Annotated in this window: 20 protein-coding genes; 14 read left to right on the top strand and 6 right to left on the bottom strand. The window is 63.5% G+C overall.

What is annotated here, in order from left to right:
• The first annotated feature begins 62 nt into the window (after window positions 1-62).
• Together XI06_RS24525 and XI06_RS24520 are read left to right on the top strand one after the other, a co-directional pair.
• Window positions 63-713 carry an HAD-IA family hydrolase gene (locus XI06_RS24525; RefSeq protein WP_237862225.1) on the top strand — a complete coding sequence of 217 codons (651 nt, stop codon included), beginning with the start codon at window positions 63-65 and terminating at the stop codon, window positions 711-713.
• 868 nt (window positions 714-1,581) lie between these two features.
• Window positions 1,582-3,651 carry a DUF1217 domain-containing protein gene (locus tag XI06_RS24520; RefSeq protein ID WP_237868801.1) on the top strand — a complete coding sequence of 690 codons (2,070 nt, stop codon included), beginning with the start codon at window positions 1,582-1,584 and terminating at the stop codon, window positions 3,649-3,651.
• 33 nt (window positions 3,652-3,684) lie between these two features.
• On the opposite strand, the gene XI06_RS24515 is transcribed toward XI06_RS24520, so the two are convergent.
• From XI06_RS24515 to XI06_RS24505, 3 genes are all read right to left on the bottom strand, one after another.
• Window positions 3,685-4,545: a PCC domain-containing protein gene (locus tag XI06_RS24515; protein ID WP_237862221.1), complete on the bottom strand. Its 861-nt coding sequence runs from the start codon at window positions 4,543-4,545 to the stop codon at window positions 3,685-3,687.
• 9 nt (window positions 4,546-4,554) lie between these two features.
• Window positions 4,555-6,162 (bottom strand): acyl-CoA synthetase, encoded by a 1,608-nt coding sequence (locus XI06_RS24510; protein WP_237862219.1) that lies wholly within the window; start codon window positions 6,160-6,162, stop codon window positions 4,555-4,557.
• Between the two features lie 105 nt (window positions 6,163-6,267).
• Window positions 6,268-6,765, bottom strand: coding sequence for a hypothetical protein (locus XI06_RS24505; RefSeq protein WP_237862217.1), 498 nt, complete (start codon window positions 6,763-6,765; stop codon window positions 6,268-6,270).
• Window positions 6,766-6,858: 93 nt separating this feature from the next.
• Between XI06_RS24505 and XI06_RS24500 the strand changes: the two genes are divergently transcribed.
• From XI06_RS24500 to XI06_RS24490, 3 genes are all read left to right on the top strand, one after another.
• Window positions 6,859-7,167 carry a hypothetical protein gene (locus tag XI06_RS24500; RefSeq protein ID WP_237862215.1) on the top strand — a complete coding sequence of 103 codons (309 nt, stop codon included), beginning with the start codon at window positions 6,859-6,861 and terminating at the stop codon, window positions 7,165-7,167.
• A 91-nt stretch (window positions 7,168-7,258) separates the two neighbouring features.
• On the top strand, window positions 7,259-7,771 hold the full coding sequence (locus XI06_RS24495; protein ID WP_237862213.1) for a DUF3828 domain-containing protein: 513 nt from the start codon (window positions 7,259-7,261) through the stop codon (window positions 7,769-7,771).
• Between the two features lie 11 nt (window positions 7,772-7,782).
• Entirely contained in the window at window positions 7,783-8,058 is a 276-nt protein-coding gene (locus XI06_RS24490; protein ID WP_237862211.1) for a GNAT family N-acetyltransferase, read from the top strand.
• A gap of 13 nt (window positions 8,059-8,071) precedes the next feature.
• Here the strand turns inward: XI06_RS24490 and XI06_RS24485 are convergent, their stop codons facing one another.
• Window positions 8,072-9,007 carry a tetratricopeptide repeat protein gene (locus tag XI06_RS24485; RefSeq protein WP_271606678.1) on the bottom strand — a complete coding sequence of 312 codons (936 nt, stop codon included), beginning with the start codon at window positions 9,005-9,007 and terminating at the stop codon, window positions 8,072-8,074.
• 104 nt (window positions 9,008-9,111) lie between these two features.
• Between XI06_RS24485 and XI06_RS24480 the strand changes: the two genes are divergently transcribed.
• Entirely contained in the window at window positions 9,112-9,387 is a 276-nt protein-coding gene (locus tag XI06_RS24480; RefSeq protein WP_237862567.1) for a GNAT family N-acetyltransferase, read from the top strand.
• Window positions 9,388-9,453: 66 nt separating this feature from the next.
• Here the strand turns inward: XI06_RS24480 and XI06_RS24475 are convergent, their stop codons facing one another.
• Window positions 9,454-9,873, bottom strand: a complete 420-nt coding sequence (locus XI06_RS24475) for a DUF3597 domain-containing protein (protein WP_237862207.1) — start codon at window positions 9,871-9,873, stop codon at window positions 9,454-9,456.
• 333 nt (window positions 9,874-10,206) lie between these two features.
• Here XI06_RS24475 and XI06_RS24470 point away from each other — a divergent pair, with 333 nt between their 5' ends.
• Together XI06_RS24470 and XI06_RS24465 are read left to right on the top strand one after the other, a co-directional pair.
• On the top strand, window positions 10,207-11,109 hold the full coding sequence (locus XI06_RS24470; RefSeq protein ID WP_237862206.1) for a DUF2189 domain-containing protein: 903 nt from the start codon (window positions 10,207-10,209) through the stop codon (window positions 11,107-11,109).
• A 143-nt stretch (window positions 11,110-11,252) separates the two neighbouring features.
• Window positions 11,253-12,077, top strand: coding sequence for a lytic murein transglycosylase (locus tag XI06_RS24465; RefSeq protein ID WP_237862204.1), 825 nt, complete (start codon window positions 11,253-11,255; stop codon window positions 12,075-12,077).
• Between the two features lie 77 nt (window positions 12,078-12,154).
• On the opposite strand, the gene XI06_RS24460 is transcribed toward XI06_RS24465, so the two are convergent.
• The gene (locus XI06_RS24460) at window positions 12,155-12,418 is read right to left on the bottom strand and encodes a hypothetical protein (protein WP_237862202.1); all 264 of its coding nucleotides are present in this window, start codon (window positions 12,416-12,418) and stop codon (window positions 12,155-12,157) included.
• A gap of 711 nt (window positions 12,419-13,129) precedes the next feature.
• Here XI06_RS24460 and XI06_RS24455 point away from each other — a divergent pair.
• The 6 genes from XI06_RS24455 (at window position 13,130) to XI06_RS24430 (ending at window position 17,874) form a co-directional block, all read left to right on the top strand.
• A complete protein-coding gene (locus XI06_RS24455) occupies window positions 13,130-13,282 on the top strand; it encodes a DUF1127 domain-containing protein (protein ID WP_007590701.1) in 153 nt (50 codons plus the stop codon).
• Window positions 13,257-13,412, top strand: coding sequence for a hypothetical protein (locus XI06_RS24450; protein WP_237862200.1), 156 nt, complete (start codon window positions 13,257-13,259; stop codon window positions 13,410-13,412). The genes XI06_RS24455 and XI06_RS24450 overlap by 26 nt, the downstream gene beginning before the upstream one ends.
• The gene (gene trmFO, locus XI06_RS24445) at window positions 13,409-14,836 is read left to right on the top strand and encodes a methylenetetrahydrofolate--tRNA-(uracil(54)-C(5))-methyltransferase (FADH(2)-oxidizing) TrmFO (protein ID WP_237868800.1); all 1,428 of its coding nucleotides are present in this window, start codon (window positions 13,409-13,411) and stop codon (window positions 14,834-14,836) included. The genes XI06_RS24450 and trmFO overlap by 4 nt, the downstream gene beginning before the upstream one ends.
• A gap of 7 nt (window positions 14,837-14,843) precedes the next feature.
• Window positions 14,844-15,938, top strand: a complete 1,095-nt coding sequence (locus XI06_RS24440) for a serine/threonine protein kinase (protein WP_237862197.1) — start codon at window positions 14,844-14,846, stop codon at window positions 15,936-15,938.
• A 77-nt stretch (window positions 15,939-16,015) separates the two neighbouring features.
• Window positions 16,016-16,600, top strand: a complete 585-nt coding sequence (locus XI06_RS24435) for a CAP domain-containing protein (RefSeq protein ID WP_237862195.1) — start codon at window positions 16,016-16,018, stop codon at window positions 16,598-16,600.
• 95 nt (window positions 16,601-16,695) lie between these two features.
• Window positions 16,696-17,874 carry an aminotransferase class V-fold PLP-dependent enzyme gene (locus XI06_RS24430; protein ID WP_237862193.1) on the top strand — a complete coding sequence of 393 codons (1,179 nt, stop codon included), beginning with the start codon at window positions 16,696-16,698 and terminating at the stop codon, window positions 17,872-17,874.
• The last annotated feature ends 4 nt before the right edge of the window (window positions 17,875-17,878 follow it).

Below are 17,878 nucleotides of genomic sequence, written 5' to 3'. Positions count from 1 at the left end.
CTGCCACCTCTTCGAATACAATATAGCATCTGTCAGCGTGTCGCCCGCAGTGTGCCCTCCTCATGCCCTACTCCCTCGCCATCTTCGACCTCGACGGCACGCTGGTCGACAGCTTCCCCTGGTTCCTGCGCACCATCAACGACGTCGCCGACCGCTTCGGCTTTCGGCGTGTGCGGGATGAGGATGTCGAGGGGCTGCGGCATGCCTCGACACGGGAGATCCTCAGTCGCCTCGAAGTGCCGGTGTGGAAGCTGCCGGCGATCGCGCGGTATGCGCGGCGGCTGAAGGGCGAGGCAGCAGCCGAGATTTCGCTGTTTGCAGGCACTGACGCCATGCTGCGGATGTTGGCTAGGAACGGCGTGCAGCTTGCGCTGGTGACGTCGGACAGCGAGGCCAATGCGCGGCAGAAGCTCGGTGCGTCGGCTGCGCTCTTCCAGCATTTCGACTGCGCGGCCTCGGTGTTCGGCAAGCCCGCGAAATTCCGCCGCGTGATCCGACGCGCCGGCGTCACCCCAAAAAACGTCATTTCAATCGGAGACGAGGTCCGCGATATCGAGGCGGCCCGGGCGGTCGGCGCTGCCTGCGGCGCGGTCAGCTGGGGCTATGCTGCTCCCGCCGCGTTGCAGGCGCTTGCGCCGGATCACATGTTCGCCCAGATGGATGAGATCGCGAATACCTTGTGCGGAAACGTGGGGTGGATTGGCGAAGCATAATCCACCACTGTTCGCACCCCACTATCCGTTGTGTCGCGCGACAGGCAAAACACACCACCGCGCGGTCAATGCCTCCGCCGCAAATAATTCGCTTTACTAGAATTCGGAATTAGCGCATACGGGATCCACCCTACCCGGTCCGAGGGGCGTATCGCGATCGTCACGACACGCGGGTGGGACGTGGTGGATGCAGGCCGCATTGGCGCGAGGGTCCTTCGCAGGGCGGGAAACCGTGAGCGAATGCCGCGCGCAAACGACCGGTGCAGCCTGCATACGGCAAAATCGTGTGGTCCTGGCGCCCGAAGGCTGCGCGCCAAGTCTTGTGGTGATGCACGCTGTCCAACCGGGCGCGCGCATCAGTCATCTGCATGGCGACGGGGCATTAGTGCATCGTCCCCGGGGAGAGCACGACATAAGCCGTCAACCCACTGCGCAGGGAACGGCCGGGATATCCAGGCAGCCCTGTACGCCGCTGTGCAGACTTTTTTGGCATATAACGCACAGTGGATCCGCGGGTGCCAGCCGGCTCCCGGCCTTCCCTGCGCCCTCGGCACTTTCGAGGGCGCATCACCGCAAAGCTCGGGCACAACGTGCCGCGAGATGGCGAAGACGTGTCCGCGATTGCAAATACAAGACAACGAAGACTCCTACTCGCGCTTGCTTGCGCGGAGCTTGCTGGAAGCACCCCTTACGATGCGGCGCTTGGACGCAAGCGACACCTGAAGTTGTCACCCAGAATCGCAGCAACAAAATGTAACAATGTTTCTGCCTGCTGGCATGAGGCCAGTCTTCTACCTTGCGACCCGGCAATGAATGACGGACGTCCAGGACCTGCCAACAAGCTCCGACGAGCCGTCAGGAATTGCCCATGGTGTCCACCTATTTCAGCTACAGCTATATCGCGCGCAATCTCACGCAGTCCCTGACGCGGGTGGCGCAGCAATCGGACGTCTCGCGCGAAGCCGCCTACTACAAGGCGAACATCGGCAAGGTGCATAGCGTCGACGACCTGATGAAGGATTATCGCCTGTATCACTACGTCACGAAGGCCTATGGCCTGGAGGACATGGCCTACGCCAAGGCCTTCATGAAGAAGGTGCTGCAGAGCGATCTCTCGGACCCCAAGAGCTTCGCCAACACGCTGATCGACAAGCGTTACCGGGACTTCGCCGCGGCATTTTCCTTCGGCGGCGGCACAACCAAGGTCGCGCAATCGGAAAGCCAGACCGACGACATGATCGGGCTGTACACCGCAGCCATGAAGAGCAACGTCGATTCCGTTGCCGCCGACGCGAAATACTACAATGCCAAGATCGGCACCGTGACCAGCGTCGACCGGCTTCTGAGTGACGATCGCCTCCGCAACTATGTCGCCTCGGCATTCGGGATCGATCAGAGCAAATGGCCGCGCGACACGATCAAGCAGGTCCTGACCAGCGACCCATCCGATCCGAACAGCTACGTCAATGTCACGTTCGCGTCCAAGCTGGATGGCCTGAAGGCCCAGCTTGCCCAGGCCAAATCGGATGCCACCGACGCCAGCGCGAAGATCGCCGACTACACGACGCAACTGTCGCAGCCCGGCGCTGACGTCAATCAGTTGAAGGTGCAGATATTGGTCGAACGATATCGCCTGCAATCGGCGGTAACAAGCATATCCAGCACCAACGACGCGATCGCGACGACCGGCGGGTTCATGGATTTGGCCGGCGCGTTCGATTTTTCACCCGACGGCTCGCTTCCACCGGGGATGTCAGCGCAGACCGCCGCAAACCTTGCCAGCACGAACCAGAAATTCAACGACAGCAAATCGGCTGTCTATGCAGCGGCAAGCCCGTTGCAGGAAGCTGTGGTGATCGGGCAATTCAGAAAAGCTATCCCTAGCGTGACTTCACTCCAGGCGCTGGTCTCCGCGCCAGGCGCGTATGGTTTTGCGCTGGCGGCCGTCGGCCTCGATCCCACACAAGTCCCGCAATCGACCGTGAAGGCCGTTCTCGAAAGCGACCTCAGCGACCCCAAAAGCTATGTCTATACGCTCAAGGACGATCGCTACGTCAAGCTCGCGCGTGCGTTCAACTTCGACGCCAAGGGCAATCTGACGACGCCGCTGGCGGCCCAGGATGCAGCCGAAATTCTCGATATCGCCAAGAACTACGTCATTGCGAAATTGAAATTTGCGAGCCCGCAGGATCAGGCAAAGATCAAGGCTCAGGCCCAGAAAGACGCATCTAGCTATCAACAGGCGATCGGCGGCATCAAGAGCGTTTCCGACCTGCTCGCAAACAGGAAGCTGGTCGACTTCGTTCTTGTCGGCAAGGGTTTGGACCCGGCGAAGGTGAGTACCGCCTATCTCAAGAAGATATTCGCCTCCGACTTGAATGACCCCAAGAGCTTCGCAAACACGGAAAGCGATCCTCGCTTTGCCGAGATCGCAGCGTCGTTCAATTTCGACAAGGATGGCAACGTCGCGCGGCTGCCGATGGTGGGACCGCAAAAGCGAGATCAATTCCTGGCAACGCAAAAAAACTATCTCGAGCAAAGCCTGGAGCAGCAGCAGGGCGATGCCAATCCGGGCGTGCGCCTGGCGTTGTATTTCCAGCGCATGGCGGGACACGTCACGTCTGCCTACGACATTCTCGCCGACAAGGCTCTCTCGGAGGTGTTCAGAACCGCCTTCGACCTGCCCGATCAGATGGCGTCGATGCAGATCGATCAGCAGGCCAAGATCGTGGAAAAGTACCTCAATCTTAGGGATCTCGGCGATCCCACGAAAGTTGCGAAGCTGCTCAGCCGCTTCTCGGCCATGTATGACGCAAAGAACGCCAGCCAGACCTACTCGCCCGTGCTCGATCTCTTCCAGGGATCGAACTCAGGGACGTCAGGCATCAGTGAATCGACGTACTTGGCGATGGCAAAAATGCGCGCCAGCCCGTGGTGATCGGATCGACTCCGCCGCGTGAGGCTGCCGAGGCTAACCCAAGACCTCCAGCACCAGCTCCATGGTCATCAGCACGGGATTGTCGCCCCGGATCAGGCGGCCCTCGGCGATTCCGCCCGTGTAGTCGATCAGGGCGACATCGAGCGCCGCCTCCAGCACGCCGGACGCAGCAGGCGCAATCGTCCCGGCGGTGATCGCGAGCTCCGTGGCAAACGGCTCGGTCACGCCGCCATGGGTGAAGCGCGCGCCGATCGTCGAACCGACGCCGCCGTGGATTTTGGCGCGCGCAATGCCGCGCTCGCGGCAAAACGCCTCGAGAGAGCCGGCAAAATCCTGGTTGGGGCGAAGCCGCAGCGCGAGGGCGCGGCTCGTCGTGCGCGCACCGCTGCTCGCGAAGGCTATCGGCCCAAACAGCTTGAAATTTGTCTCGGGGTCAGGCTCGGCAGTGAACATCGCGCCGTCGATCCCAAAAGCCTGCACCTCGAACGGCTCGGCGATATCTGTCTCATCCGGAAGCATGTGGCCGCCGCTCGCCTTGCCATTCGCCTCGGTCCAGAGCCCGTGGCAGTGAAAGAACGGCGCACCGTCGCGCGATCCCAACGTCATGCTGCCGAGCCTGGTACGCGTCACGCCGGCAGGCCGATAGGTGTCGCTGTAGAACGCTGCATTCTCGCCAGTCTTCGACAGCGCCGGCATGACATAGCCAAACGGCCCGAGCGCCCCCTGGCTGAAATTCAGCACGCCGCCGGCAAACCCTTCGGCAGCAAATCCGCGGCCGGCCGCTTCGAGCAGCGGCAAGCCGGCTTGAAGCGTGAACGAAAAGGCGCGTCCCCTCGCCTCCACCCATTGGATACGCTCGGGGACCGGCGCGCCCGGCTGCTTGATGCTCCGCATGGTCCGCGTTCAGCCCGTCTTGGTCTTGTCGAGGTCGAGCAGCCCGCGCGCCTCGAGCTCGTCGCGCACCATGCGTTTCGGCACCTTGCCGTAACCGGATTTCGGCAGCGTCTCCCAGAAGAAGAAGCGCTTGGGCATCTTGTAGCGCGGCACCTTCGGCGACAGGAACGCGGCCATCTCGGCTTCGCTGACCGGCTTCGCGCCCTCGCGCGCAACGCAGACCGCGACGCCGACCTCGCCCCAGGTCGCATCGGGCACGCCGAGCACGGCGACCTCGCCGACGGCTGGATGCGTCAAGATCTTCTCCTCGATCTCGCGCGGATAGATGTTGGAGCCGCCAGAGATGTACATGTCCGACGCGCGCCCGGTGATGTAGACGAAGCCCTCCTCGTCCATGTGGCCGAGATCGCCGGTGCGGAACCAGCCGTTGCGGAACGCCTTCGCGTTGGCCTCAGGGTTGTCGTAATAGCCAGCGAGCACGGCTGGCCCGATGACGCAGATCTCGCCGCTCTGGTTCGCGCCGAGTTCACGGCCCTCGTCGTCCTGGATCGAGACCTGCATGCCCGTGCGCTCGAAGCCGCAGGTGCCGATCTTCGCGTGCGGGCCGTCTTCGGGATCGTGCAACGCTGCCGGCAGCACGGTGATGTTGCCGGTGACCTCGCCGAGGCCAAAATACTGCACGATGACCTTGCCGAGCTTTTTGAGCGCGGCCTTCTGGTCCTCGCGATACATCGGTGCACCGGCATAGATCACGTGACGCAGCGAGGAATGATCGTATTTGTCGGCAGCGGGATGCTCGACCATCATCTTGAGGATCGTCGGCACCGTGAACAGATTGCCGACCCGATGTTTTTCGATCAGGCGGAACGCCTCGTCGATGTCGAATTTCTCGGTCGGCAGCAGTACGGTGCAGACACCGCGCGCGGTCTGAACCAGTTGGTGCACGCCAGCGCCGTGCGACAGCGGAGCCACCACCAGCGACGCGTCGGCTTCCGTCACGCCGGGGGTGAGATCTGCGAGATGATTGGTGACGACAAAACCCATCTGGCCATGCGTCAGCACCGCGGCCTTGGAGCGGCCGGTGGTGCCCGATGTGAAGAAGAACCAGCAGGGATCGTCATGCTCAACCGCGACGTTCTCGACCACGGCGCCGGCCCGCGACGCGATGGCGTCCGCCACCGACCTCTCGCCAAACGAGGCCTTGCCGTCGACGCTCCAGGTGAACTCCAACGCGCCGCCCGTCACCGCCGCGGCATGTTCAGGGAAATCGACATGGCACAGGAACGCCTTCGCGCCCGAAGCCTGTGCGAGATAGGCAACCTCGTCCGGCATCAGGCGAAAATTGGTGGGCACCCAGACCGCGCCCAGCCGGAACGCGGCGAACATCGAGACAAACATCTCGTTGCCATTCTTGGAATGGACCAGGATGCGATCGCCCTTGGCGATGCCGCGCGCAGCGAGCGCCGCGGCCAGCGCCGAAACCTGCGCATCGATCTCGCGCCAGGTCCAGGGTCTGTCTCCCCAGACAAACCCGGGCCGCGATCCATGCCGCCGCGCGTTCTGCGTCAGCATGTAAGCGAGATTCATGACGCGGCGGGACATGCGGAGCGGCTGCATCGGGCTTCCTCTTCGACGGCGAACGGCACGCTGACCGCCCGCTCATTACAGCCCATTTATCGCGATCGCCCGCGGCGTAGCAAGGCCGCCGGCCGCGCACCTGCCTTACGGCTTTTTGAACCCGAACGGCGTCGCCGTGATCGCCCGTTCCTTGACGCAGGCCTGCGCACCAAAACCACCGCAATAGCTACCATGCAGGTCGAAGCGGATGGTGCGCGTCGCGCCGCGCTTCATCGGCGGCGCCACCATGGTGTAGCTGCGGACATAGCCGTCGAATACGGTGCGCACGCTGCCGTCCGGCAGCGTCACCAGGATGTCCAGCAGGCAACCGCCGGTTCCGCAATAGGTGCTCTCGCGTTCGCCGCATTTGGTATCGCGGAAATCGACGATGTAGTCGTCGCTGCCGTCGCCGGTGAGGTCGACCCTGCGTACCGTATCAGGCCCAAAGGTCACGGCGCCGCCACCCTGCCTTTCGCATTCCTCATGGGCATAACGCAGCGCCTTCTGCACGGCAGGCGGATAGTCGGCGGGGTCAAACGGCTTGGCGTCATCGGCGCGCGCCGCGGCCGTGAGCATCGTGAGCAGGACGAGCAGATATCGCATAGGCGTTGGTCGCAGGCGCGGCCCCATCGTTCAGGGAATTTTAAACATGATCAGCGCAACCTCGCTCAGTCCTCGCGTACAGAGTGCCGCACCATGGTCAAAGCGCCCGCCTTCCTCCTGCTGTCGCTGGCGCTTGCCGGATGCGCCGCGGCCCCGCAAGCCCACCTCGCTTCGGACCCCGCGTTCAAGCCCGCGCGTTATGCCTGGGATGGCGCAGGCGAGAATCCCAATCAGCCGCGCGCCGCTGAGCCGGCCCGGGCAACACGCATCGCCGCCAAGCCCGAGCACGACGGAATCGACGCCGACCAGGACGCCGCGGTCCGCTCGCTGGTCATCTGCCAGGGCTGCCTACGCCCCAAACCTCAGCCGGAAGATTCGCGGCTCGCCAAGGCGGCGGATTGAACCGAACGGCTGTTGCGCCGGTCTACTGAGATACCGCGCTGACATCGGCTACCCAGCCACTGTCGCCATGCCATCATCTCGGGGACGAACCATGCTCACCCGCCGCAGCTTCATTGTCGCTTCTATCGTCGTCGCCGCCTCGCCCGCCTTCGCGCAGGCGCCCGCCGACGACCCCACATCCATACTCACTGCGATCTACACCCGCGCCGCCAAGGGCAAGGGCGATGGTGGCGCCGGCTTCGTCACCGAGAACAAGGCGGCGAAAGCAAAATATCTCTCCAAGGCGCTGGTCACGCTGTGGGCCAAGGCGGATGCGCATACGCCGAAGGGCGATGTAGGCCCGATCGATTTCGATCCCGTCACCAACTCGCAGGAACCCGACGTGAAGTCGTTCAGGGTTGACGCGGAGAAGACGGAGGCCGACAAGGCAACGCTGGCCGTGACCATCACCGGCCACCGCAACGATCGCAAACCCGCCGACCAGATCGTGCGTTACGACTTCGTGCGCGAGGCCGGCAGCTGGAAGATCGACGACATCAAGGGCTCCTCCGACGGCGAGGCCTGGGCGATCCGCAAGATGCTGACGGCCTCGCTGAAGAACTGACCGGAGACATCATGAGCGATGTGATCAACAACAAGGCCCATCACCGCTACGAGCTCGAGGTAGACGGCTATCTCGCGACCGAGCACTACAAGCTCGACGGCAACGTGATCACGTTCGAACATACCGAGGTGCCGAAGGAGCTCGCCGGCAAGGGCGTCGGCTCGAGGCTGGTGCAGGGCGCGCTCGATCAGGTCCGCGCGAGCGGCCTGAAGCTGATCCCGCAATGCCCGTTCGTGAAGGCATGGATCGAGAAGCATCCGGACTATCAGGACCTGGTGAAGGTCTAGCCGAACCGGGGCATCACAGCGCCCCGAGCTTCCTCAGCGAGTCCTGTGCCGTCTGCAAGCCGGGCTTCAATTCCAGCGCCTTGCGAAAATCGGCAATCGCACCCTTGGTGTCGCCGAGCCGCATCCGGGCCTGGCCGCGATTATTCCAGGAGAACACGTCGGCAGGATCGTATTGCAGCGCCTTGTCGTAATCGGCGAGGCCGCCTTTGTTGTCACCGAGATAGAGCCGGATCATGCCGCGATTGCGCCAGCCGCGCGCATCGGTCGGCGCGAGCCGGATCGCCTCGCCATAATCGGCGGCGGCGCGGTCGAGCTGCTCGCTGTCACGATAGACGTTGCCGCGGTCGATATAGGCCAGCAGATCGGGGGCGAGCTTGATCCGCATCGTGTAGTCGGCGAGCGCATGGGCTGTGTCGTGCTTGCGGGCGTACACGTAGCCGCGATTGGCATAGGCCATGGCATAGCTGGGATCGTGCGTGATCGCCGCGTCGAAATCGGCGAGCGCGCCGTCGATGTCGCCCTTGTTGTAGCGGGACTCGCCACGGTTGCTGTAGGCCACCGCCATCGACGGATCGAGCTTGATGGCCCGGTCGTACTCGGCGATGGCGCGGTCATAGTCGCGCTTGAAGCTGTAGACGCGGCCTCGATTGTTGTAGGCGCAGGCGTAGTTCGGATCGAGGCGCAGCGCTTCATCGAGGTCGGACAGCGCCGCATCGAGCTCGCGCTTTTCGGTGAGACCATGTCCGCGGTTGCAATAGGCGCCGGCGAGCCTGCGGCCAACCTCGCTCTTGCTGTCGATCACCGTCGAGCAAGCCTGCACCCGCTCATCCGGCGTGCTGGTCAGCCTGACACAGGCTTCCCACGCTGGACCGCCCTCGGCTGCGGCCGGGACCGGCGCGACCAAGGCCAGCACGGCGAGCAAGGCCATCAGACCGAGCTGAACACGCATTTTGCAGATATCTCCCCTGCGGCGACCTCCCTTGGTCGCGCCTTGGCAAGCGAGGGTTCAGGGGCCTAGATCAGGGAATGAACATCGCTTTGGAAGGATCAGGCATGGCGGCATCGGTACGCGACAACAAGGACAGGAGCCGCTTCGAGCTCGATGTCGGCAGCGAGCTCGCCTTCGCCAATTACCGGCTGACGCCGTCGGCTGTCATCATCACCCACACCGAGACGCCGCGTGCGCTACGCGGCCGCGGCATTGCGTCCGAGCTGATCAAGGGCGCGCTCGCGTTGGTCCGCCGCGACGGCCACAAGGTGATCGCAGGTTGCGGCTTCGTCGTCGACTATCTCGACAAGCATCCGGAGGATGCCGATCTGGTCGCCTGAACGCAAAAGGGCCCACGATCTCGCGGGCCCTTTTCTGTTACTTGGCGTCGCCTGACGCGCGCCCGATCAGTGCTTGATTTCCGGCGGCAGCTTGCCGCCATTGGCAGCGAGCTTGGACATCACCTGTTTGTGCAGCCAGACGTTCATGCTGGCGGAGTCGTTCATGTCGCCGGTATAGCCGAGCTCCTTGGCAAGATCCTTGCGCGCAGCCAGGCTTGAATCGACGTCGAGCGCCTTCATCAGGTCGACGATCGAGGTGCGCCACTCCAGCTTCTCGCCCTTATGCGCGGCGGCCGCCTTGTCGACGATCGCGGCGACGTCCACCGTTTGGGCAGGCGCTGCTGCGGGCGCAGACGCTGGCGCGGATCCGCTCGGCGCGGCCCCTGCAGGCGCAGGCGCGCTGCCCGCGGGTGCGCCGCCGGCGGGCGCAGCGGAAGCCGCATGGCTGCCGAAGATTGCGCCCATGATTTTCCCGAAAATGCTCATGTCTGCTCCCCGAAAAGGATCCCGTTGGAAGGCCCTGAGTGGGCACTTATAGACGAAGTTACGCCGCTGCGCCCGCGAAGTTCCGCGAGCCGCAAACAGCATGAGCTTATCTGCGGCGAAATGACGACCGGATGACGTCAGCAAGGTTGCACTGCGGCAACGAATCTCACCCAAGCGTGAGGGACAGGACTCGGAAATAGGCGTACGCTCTCTGCTCAGCTCGCGATGCCACCAGGAATTCGCGTCTGGTTGGACTCGCGAAACCTAGAAGAGCGGCCGCTTGCGCCGTTGTCGGCGCCGAATTCGGCTGCATGGCAAGGGAGCAAGCCGACCATGGCCACACTCTATCAGGGCAATGTCCCAACGATGGGCCAGTCCGCAGACGCGGCCGGACCCGTGATCCGTACCATCCAACTCTCCGACCTGCACGACGCGCTCAAGCGCGGCTGGGAAGATTTCAAGGCGGTGCCCAGCCACGCCATCATCCTCTGCGTGATCTATCCGGTGCTGGGGCTCGTGATTGCGCGCGTCGCGATGGGCTATTCAGTAATACCGCTACTGTTTCCGCTCGCCGCTGGCTTCGCCCTGATCGGTCCGTTCGCAGCACTCGGCCTTTATGAGCTCTCCAGCCGCCGCGAACGCTATGAGGAAGCGAGCGCCTGGGATGCCATGGATGTGCTGCGCTCGCCCTCCTTCGGCGCCATGCTCGGCCTCGGCACCTTGCTGCTCGCACTGTTCGTGACTTGGGTTGCGACCGCGCAAGCGATCTATGTGGCCGCGTTCGGCTATGAGGGCGTGACCGGAATCTCGGATTTCGTCACGCGCGTGCTGACGACGTCGCAGGGCTGGTGGCTGATCGTCGTTGGCTGTGGCACGGGCTTCCTGTTCGCGCTCGCAGCGCTTTGCATCAGCGCGGTGTCATTCCCGCTGATGCTCGACCGCCACGCCGGCGCGCTGGACGCGATGGTCACCTCGCTACGCGTCGTCGCCAAGAACCCGGTGCCGATGGCGGCCTGGGGCCTGATCGTGGCGGTGTTACTCGCGCTCGGAACGATCCCCGCGTTCCTCGGGCTTGCCGTCATCATTCCCCTGCTCGGCCACGCCACCTGGCATCTCTATCGCAAGGTCATCGTCTCCGAGCCCGGTGCCCGGCCGGTGCCGCCCCCGCCACAGCGCCCACGCAAGCCGGCGGCCGATTTCCCCGCCAATCTCTTCCCATGGCGGAACAGGGAATAGGACAGGAGCCAGGCGACCTCATCAGAGCGCTCCCGCCGGGGTCACCCGGCGGGAGCGGCGCTGTCATACGCCTTGCTTTGGCCGCGGTTACATCAGAGATTGCCGCCGCCGGTCATGACCCTTCACGGAATCAATTACCTCTGATGACCCTGACGATTTCTCGTCTCGCTCTCGCAGCTCTCGCCCTTTCAGCCTCAATCGTGTCCGTCGAGCCCACTCTGGCCGCCGTCGCCTGCAACTCGGGCAATTTCGACACCTGGCTTGCGGATTTCAAAACCGAGGCCGCGGCCAAGGGGATCTCGCAGCAGGCTATTAGCGCCGGACTTGCCGGCGTCACGCTGGACCAGAGCGTGCTCAACCGTGACAAGTCGCAAAAGGTCTTCACCCAGACCTTTGAGGAGTTTTCCGGCCGCATGGTGCCGCCGCGGATGACGCGCGGCTCCAACATGATGAAGCAATACGGATCGGTGCTGTCGCGCATCGAGCAGACGTATGGCGTGCCCGGCGAGATCCTGGTCGCGATCTGGGGTCTCGAGACCGATTTCGGCGTCAACACAGGTAAGTTCGCGACGATCCGTTCACTGGCGACGCTGGCGTATGACTGCCGGCGCGCCGAGCAGTTTCGCGGCGAACTGATGGATGCGCTACGCATCGTCCAGCGAGGCGATCTCGCGCCTGCGGAGATGAAGGGCGCTTGGGCCGGCGAACTCGGCCAAACCCAGTTCATGCCGTCGTCCTGGATGAAATACGCTGTCGATTTCGACGGCAACGGCAAGCGTGACCTGCTGCACAACGCTCCCGACGTACTTGCCTCCACCGCCAACTATCTCGCCGGATACGGCTGGCAGAAGGGCAAGGACTGGCAGCCGGGCAGCCCGAACTTCGCGGTGCTGCAGCAGTGGAACAAGAGCGAGGTCTATTCCAAGACGGTGGCCTATTTTGCGACCCAGCTCGCCCACGCCCCTTAAGGCACGCAGAAATCAAAACGCGTAGGGCCGATCGACATGGCGACCGGCCCTCTCTTGGATTGCGTTGACCTGCCCGCTTACTTGCCCATGGTGGCTTGCATCGCCTTGTTCAGGTGCATGCCGCACGCACCCATCTTGCCATTGAGCAGCGCGTCCTGAGCCGCCGTGACCTCCTTCTCGGCGACGAACTTGCCGTCACCGTCGGGCATGGCCTCGATCGCGGTCTCGGTCTTCTCGAGATTGGCTCCGCTGCAACCGCCCATGCTGTGCTTGGCGGCCTGAGCTGGCGCGACGGCGAATGCAACGGCGGCAATTGCGATAACCCCGAGTAACTTCGTCATGATGTTACTTTCCTTCTCTTGTTCTTGGGACCCGACGACATTGCCGGAATCCGCACCATGACTTTGCTGCCGACGCGGCAAGTTGCCGCAATAAATTCCGCGCGAGAATTGCGTGATGTTGCGCGCTGCGCAGAGCCTCATGCGAAATTTCTGATTTTCATTACAACTTGTTAATCAGGGTTTGCACGTTTGACGTGTGTGCACCGCAGCATTGGGGTGCAGTTGAGCAGGAGGGAGAGCAATCGGCTGGAGCAGACGCGGCTACGCGCCCCGAGCCCACCATGAGGCCGTTCCTCCAGCGAATCGTTGTGCTCGCCCACCTCGGCAAACCGGCACCCACGACTAGAAGATATGAATATATATTCATATCAAAGAATCTTAGTTCATGCGAATCATGCATGCCGGAGTTGGGTCTAGAGGCTAAGCCTCGGCCTTGAAGGTCACGGGAACGTAACCCATTTTCTGCAACAATCGGAACCGCAGAACGATTGATAAATCCGTGATTTCACGGATATTTATCGCTTGTCTTAGCGTGTTTCGCCTAGCTGTTAGGCGGGAGTGCCAAGAGGTTAATCGCTCCTTACCAATGCCATGCGTTCTTCGCTTAGCTGCATCGCAACATCGGAACTTTCGCACTGCACTACCCTCACCTATATTCATTTCAACGATGAAGCCCGAGCAAGGGCTGAATCGAACTACAGGAGACTACCAATGCTGCTCTCGCTCATCCGCATGATCCAGGCTTTCCGGGACTATCAGCGCAATGTTGCCGAGCTGTCCCAGCTCAGCGATCGCGAACTGGCCGACATCGGCCTCGATCGCTCGGACATCCCGCGCGTTGCCGCCGGTCAATATCAGGGCTGATATCGTTCAGCCCTTCACCGGACGAACCGATAACGCCCGCCTCGTGCGGGCGCTGTCGTTTTCAGCGGCAGAAAACTCGATCTCGGCGATTCCACTGGCCGCCGAAAAGCGCTACCTGTCCGCCCCATGACAGGATCCCTATCCAAACCCGCGCACGTCATCGGTGCTGGCCTTGCCGGTTCCGAAGCCGCCTGGCAGATCGCGAAAGCTGGCGTACCCGTTGTGCTGCACGAGATGCGGCCCGACCGCATGACCGAGGCGCACCGCACCGACGGGCTGGCCGAGCTCGTCTGCTCCAATTCGTTCCGCTCGGACGATGCCGCCAACAACGCGGTCGGCCTCCTCCATGCAGAGATGCGGCGCCTCGACTCGCTGATCATGCGTGCGGCCGACGCCAACCAGGTGCCCGCCGGCGGAGCGCTCGCGGTCGACCGCGATGGCTTCTCCGCGGCCGTGACCAAGGCGCTCAACGACCATCCCCTCATCGAGATCGCCCGCGGCGAGATCAAGGGCCTGCCGCCAGCCGATTGGAGCAACGTGATCGTTGCGACGGGCCCCCTCACCTCAGCGCCGCTGGCCGATGCCATCCGCGAACTGACCGACGAGAGCGCGCTCGCCTTCTTCGACGCCATCGCGCCGATCGTGCACCGCGAATCCATCGACATGTCGGTGGCCTGGTTCCAGTCGCGCTACGACAAGGTCGGCCCAGGTGGAAACGGCGCCGACTACATCAATTGCCCCATGACCAAGGAGCAGTATGACGGCTTCGTCGCTGCGCTGGTCGCCGGCGAGAAGACCGAGTTCAAGGAGTGGGAGACGAACACGCCCTATTTCGACGGCTGCCTGCCGATCGAGGTGATGGCGGAGCGCGGCCCCGAGACGTTGCGCCACGGCCCGATGAAGCCGGTCGGCCTCACCAATCCGCACGATCCCACGACGAAGTCCTACGCGATCGTGCAGCTGCGCCAGGACAACAAGCTTGGCACGCTCTACAACATTGTCGGATTCCAGACGAAGCTGAAATACGGCGAGCAGCAGCGCATCTTCCGCACCATTCCGGGCCTTGAGAAGGCCGAGTTCGCCCGCCTTGGCGGCCTCCATCGCAACACCTTCCTCAACTCTCCCAAACTGCTCGACAGCCAGCTGCGCCTGCGAGCCCAGCCGAGACTACGCTTTGCCGGCCAGATGACGGGCTGCGAAGGCTATGTGGAATCCGCCAGCGTCGGCCTGATAGCCGGCCTCTATGCGGCCGCCGACGCGCGCGGCGAGCGGCTTGCGAGCCCGCCGGCCACGACAGCGCTTGGATCGCTGCTCGGCCATATCACTGGTGGCCATATCGAGACTATCGAGCCGGGCACGCGCTCGTTCCAGCCGATGAACATCAATTTCGGCCTATTCCCGCCGCTTGCCAGCCCGCCGACAAAGAAGCCCGACGGCACGCGTCTTCGTGGCAATGAGAAGACGGTAGCCAAGAAGCAGGCCATGAGCGCCTTGGCGCTTGCCGACCTCGATCGCTGGATCGCCGATCATTTGCGCATTGCCGCAGCCGCGTGAGTTTTCGATGAGTCTCCCGAAAGACGACGCTGCGGTGCTCTCGGCGCGCTGGACTGAGGGCGTACTGCTCAAGCGCGACGTGTTCTCGACCGTCGAACGCGGCCGTTTCCGCGGTAACAGCGGCGAGGTCGACGCCGTGCTGCGCCGGCTGGATGAAGTGCCGTGGTGGTCGTTCCTGCTGGCGCGCCATTTGTTCGCCCGCGAGAAACACGCATTGGTGCTTGCCAAAGGCCTCGATGTCGGCCCTGAGCTGCTTTGGGCCGGACGTCGTGCGCTGGTGCGCGGCTTTGTCGACGGCGTCGCGCTGCACCTGGCAAAGCCTCATGGCGATCTCGCCTATTTCCGCTCGGCGAAGGACGCGCTGCGCCGGCTCCGCCGCGCTGGCATCTGCCACAACGATCTCGCCAAAGAGCAGAACTGGCTGGTCGGCCGCGATGGCCGCGCCTATGTGACCGACTTCCAGCTTGCGGCTTGCTTCAAGCGACGCGGTCGGCTCTACCGCATCCTCGCCTATGAAGACCTCCGCCATCTGCTCAAGCACAAGCGCTCCTACGCGCCGGAGGCGCTGACGGCACGCGAGCGAAAGGTGCTGGCGAAGAAATCGTTCGCCGCGAGCCTCTGGCTTGCCACCGGCAAGAAGGTCTATCGCGCCATCACCCGCGGCCTGTTCAACTTCACCGACCGTGAGGGTGGCGGCCGCCGACTCGTCAACGATGCGCCAGTTATCGCAGAGCTGATCCGCAAGAACCCCGCCGTGCGCGACACCGCCATCGTCGCCTTTGCCGATCGCCGCTCCGGCGTCGGGCTCTATGCGTTCGTGGAAGCCGATCAGGCCGCGCTCGAAGGCCAGCTCCGTAACGAATTGGCGGCTGCCAAGGGGCCAAGGCCGCCGGAACACATCCAGGTCGTCCACGCGCTCCCGCGCGATGCTGGCGGCAGGCCCCGCACCGAGATCCTGCAACTGGTCGCGATGAACCAGCTCGACCTGATCGAGCCGATGATGAGAAACGACCAGGATCGCGCCTTCCTCAAGGACATTCTGGAGCAGCGCAAGAACCTGCGAGATCGCTTCAACTTCGAGGCGGACCTGCCGACCGGTTAGACTACGGGATGCGGGGTGCCTTGAAGCGTCCACAATGCCGTTGGAGAAGCCGGGGGACTGCACTGATTTGGGGACCAATGACTCGCTGGGGGACCACCATAAGGCGCCGCGCGGCCCTGCTGCTTGCAGGTCTGGCGCTGCTGGCGGCTACGCCGGTGACGGCGGCAGAATCCCCTGCCGAACAGATCTCTGGCTTCCGGGCGAAGCATGGTGAGGGCCGCGTCGTGCGCGACGCAACGCTCGACCGCATTGCCGGGGACCAGGCGCGCGCGATGGCGGCGAAGGACGATCTCAGCCACGACGCCCTCGGTCCGTTCACCAAGCGCGTCGCGCCGTCGGGCGCAGGCCGCGCCGCCGAGAACATCGCCTATGGCTATGACACCTTCGAAAAGACGCTGGGACAGTGGATCGACTCCTCCGGCCATCGTAAGAACCTGCTGCTCCACAACGCCTCCCGCGTTGGGATCGCGAGTGCGAAGAACGCCAGCGGCAAGCGCACCTATTGGGCCATGGTGATCGCCGGCGATTACGAGCCGAAGCCCGGCAAGGGCAAAGGCAAGAAGGACAACGAGCCCCTTGTGGCTGTGAAGCGCGAGGTCACACCCGCCAGCAAGCCCAAAGTCGCCAACTGCCACGTCAAGCTGCTCGGCCTCTGCATCTGAGGCGAAGGTGATCCGGTCCCTCGTCGGCCCGCGGTCTTGCCCGCCTGCTTTGGCGCGTCTAATCCATATGGGGGGCCTGCGAGAGGGAGACGCGCTTGATCGACATCGACCGAATCCGGGCCGACACTCCGGCCACCTCCCGGCTCACCTATCTCCACAACGCTGGCGCAGCACTGATGCCGTCACCCGTTGTCGCAGCGATGAAGCAGCATATCGACCTCGAGGCCGAGATCGGAGGTTATGCTGCCGCCGACCGCGAGGCTGGCCGGCTCGACGCTGTCTACGGCTCGGTGGCACGCCTGCTGAACGCCGCGCCGGACGAGATCGCGCTGATGGAAAACGCCACCGTCGCCTGGCAGATGGCGTTCTATGCGCTGCCGTTTCGCGCCGGCGACCGGATCCTGACCGCCGAAGCGGAATACGCCGCCAACTATGTCGCATTCCTGCAAGTTGCCAAGCGCACGGGCGCGGTCATTGAAGTCGTGCCGAGTGAATCCAGCGGCGAACTCGATGTCGGCGCGCTCGAACGCATGATCGACGCGCGCGTAAAACTCATCGCCATCACCTGGGTTCCGACCAATGGCGGGCTGGTCAATCCGGCCGCAGCGATCGGCAAGATCGCGCGGACACATGGCATTCCCTATCTGCTCGACGCCTGTCAGGCGGTCGGTCAGATGCAGGTCGACGTCGAAGCGATCGGCTGCGACATGCTGTCGGCGACGGGGCGCAAATTCCTGCGCGGCCCGCGCGGCACGGGCTTCCTTTATGTCCGCCGCGAGTTGCTGCAGCAGCTTGAGCCGCCGATGATCGACCATTTTGCGGCGCCGTGGGTCTCTCGCGACCACTATCAGCTCCGCGACGATGCGCGCCGGTTCGAGACGTGGGAGAACAATTACGCGGCGCGGCTCGGGCTGGGCGCGGCCATCGACTACACCCTTGCGATCGGCCTCGGCCCGATCCAGCGGCGTTGCCGCCTCTTGGCGGACCGCCTTCGCAATGGCCTTGCCGCCATCAGCGGTATCACCATTCGCGATCTCGGCCGCACGCCGGGTGCCATCGTCAGTTTCACGATGGAAGGCTTCGAAGCGGACGCGATCGTCACCATCGCCGCTGCGGCCGGTATTGTTATCGGCGCGTCCGATCCGTCGAGCACCCGCATCGACGCGGAAGTCCGCGCCCTCCCGGTCGTGGTGCGGGCATCACCGCATTATTACAACACGGAAGCCGAGATCGATCGGCTGATTGCCCACGTGGCGGGTCTGGTGTCGCGATAGCGTC

The organism is Bradyrhizobium sp. CCBAU 11434 (genome assembly GCF_028128895.1).
In the GTDB taxonomy this organism is placed as follows: domain Bacteria; phylum Pseudomonadota; class Alphaproteobacteria; order Rhizobiales; family Xanthobacteraceae; genus Bradyrhizobium; species Bradyrhizobium zhengyangense.
Note: the sequence above shows the minus strand (reverse complement) of the source record. Positions and strands in the feature narration are given on the sequence as shown.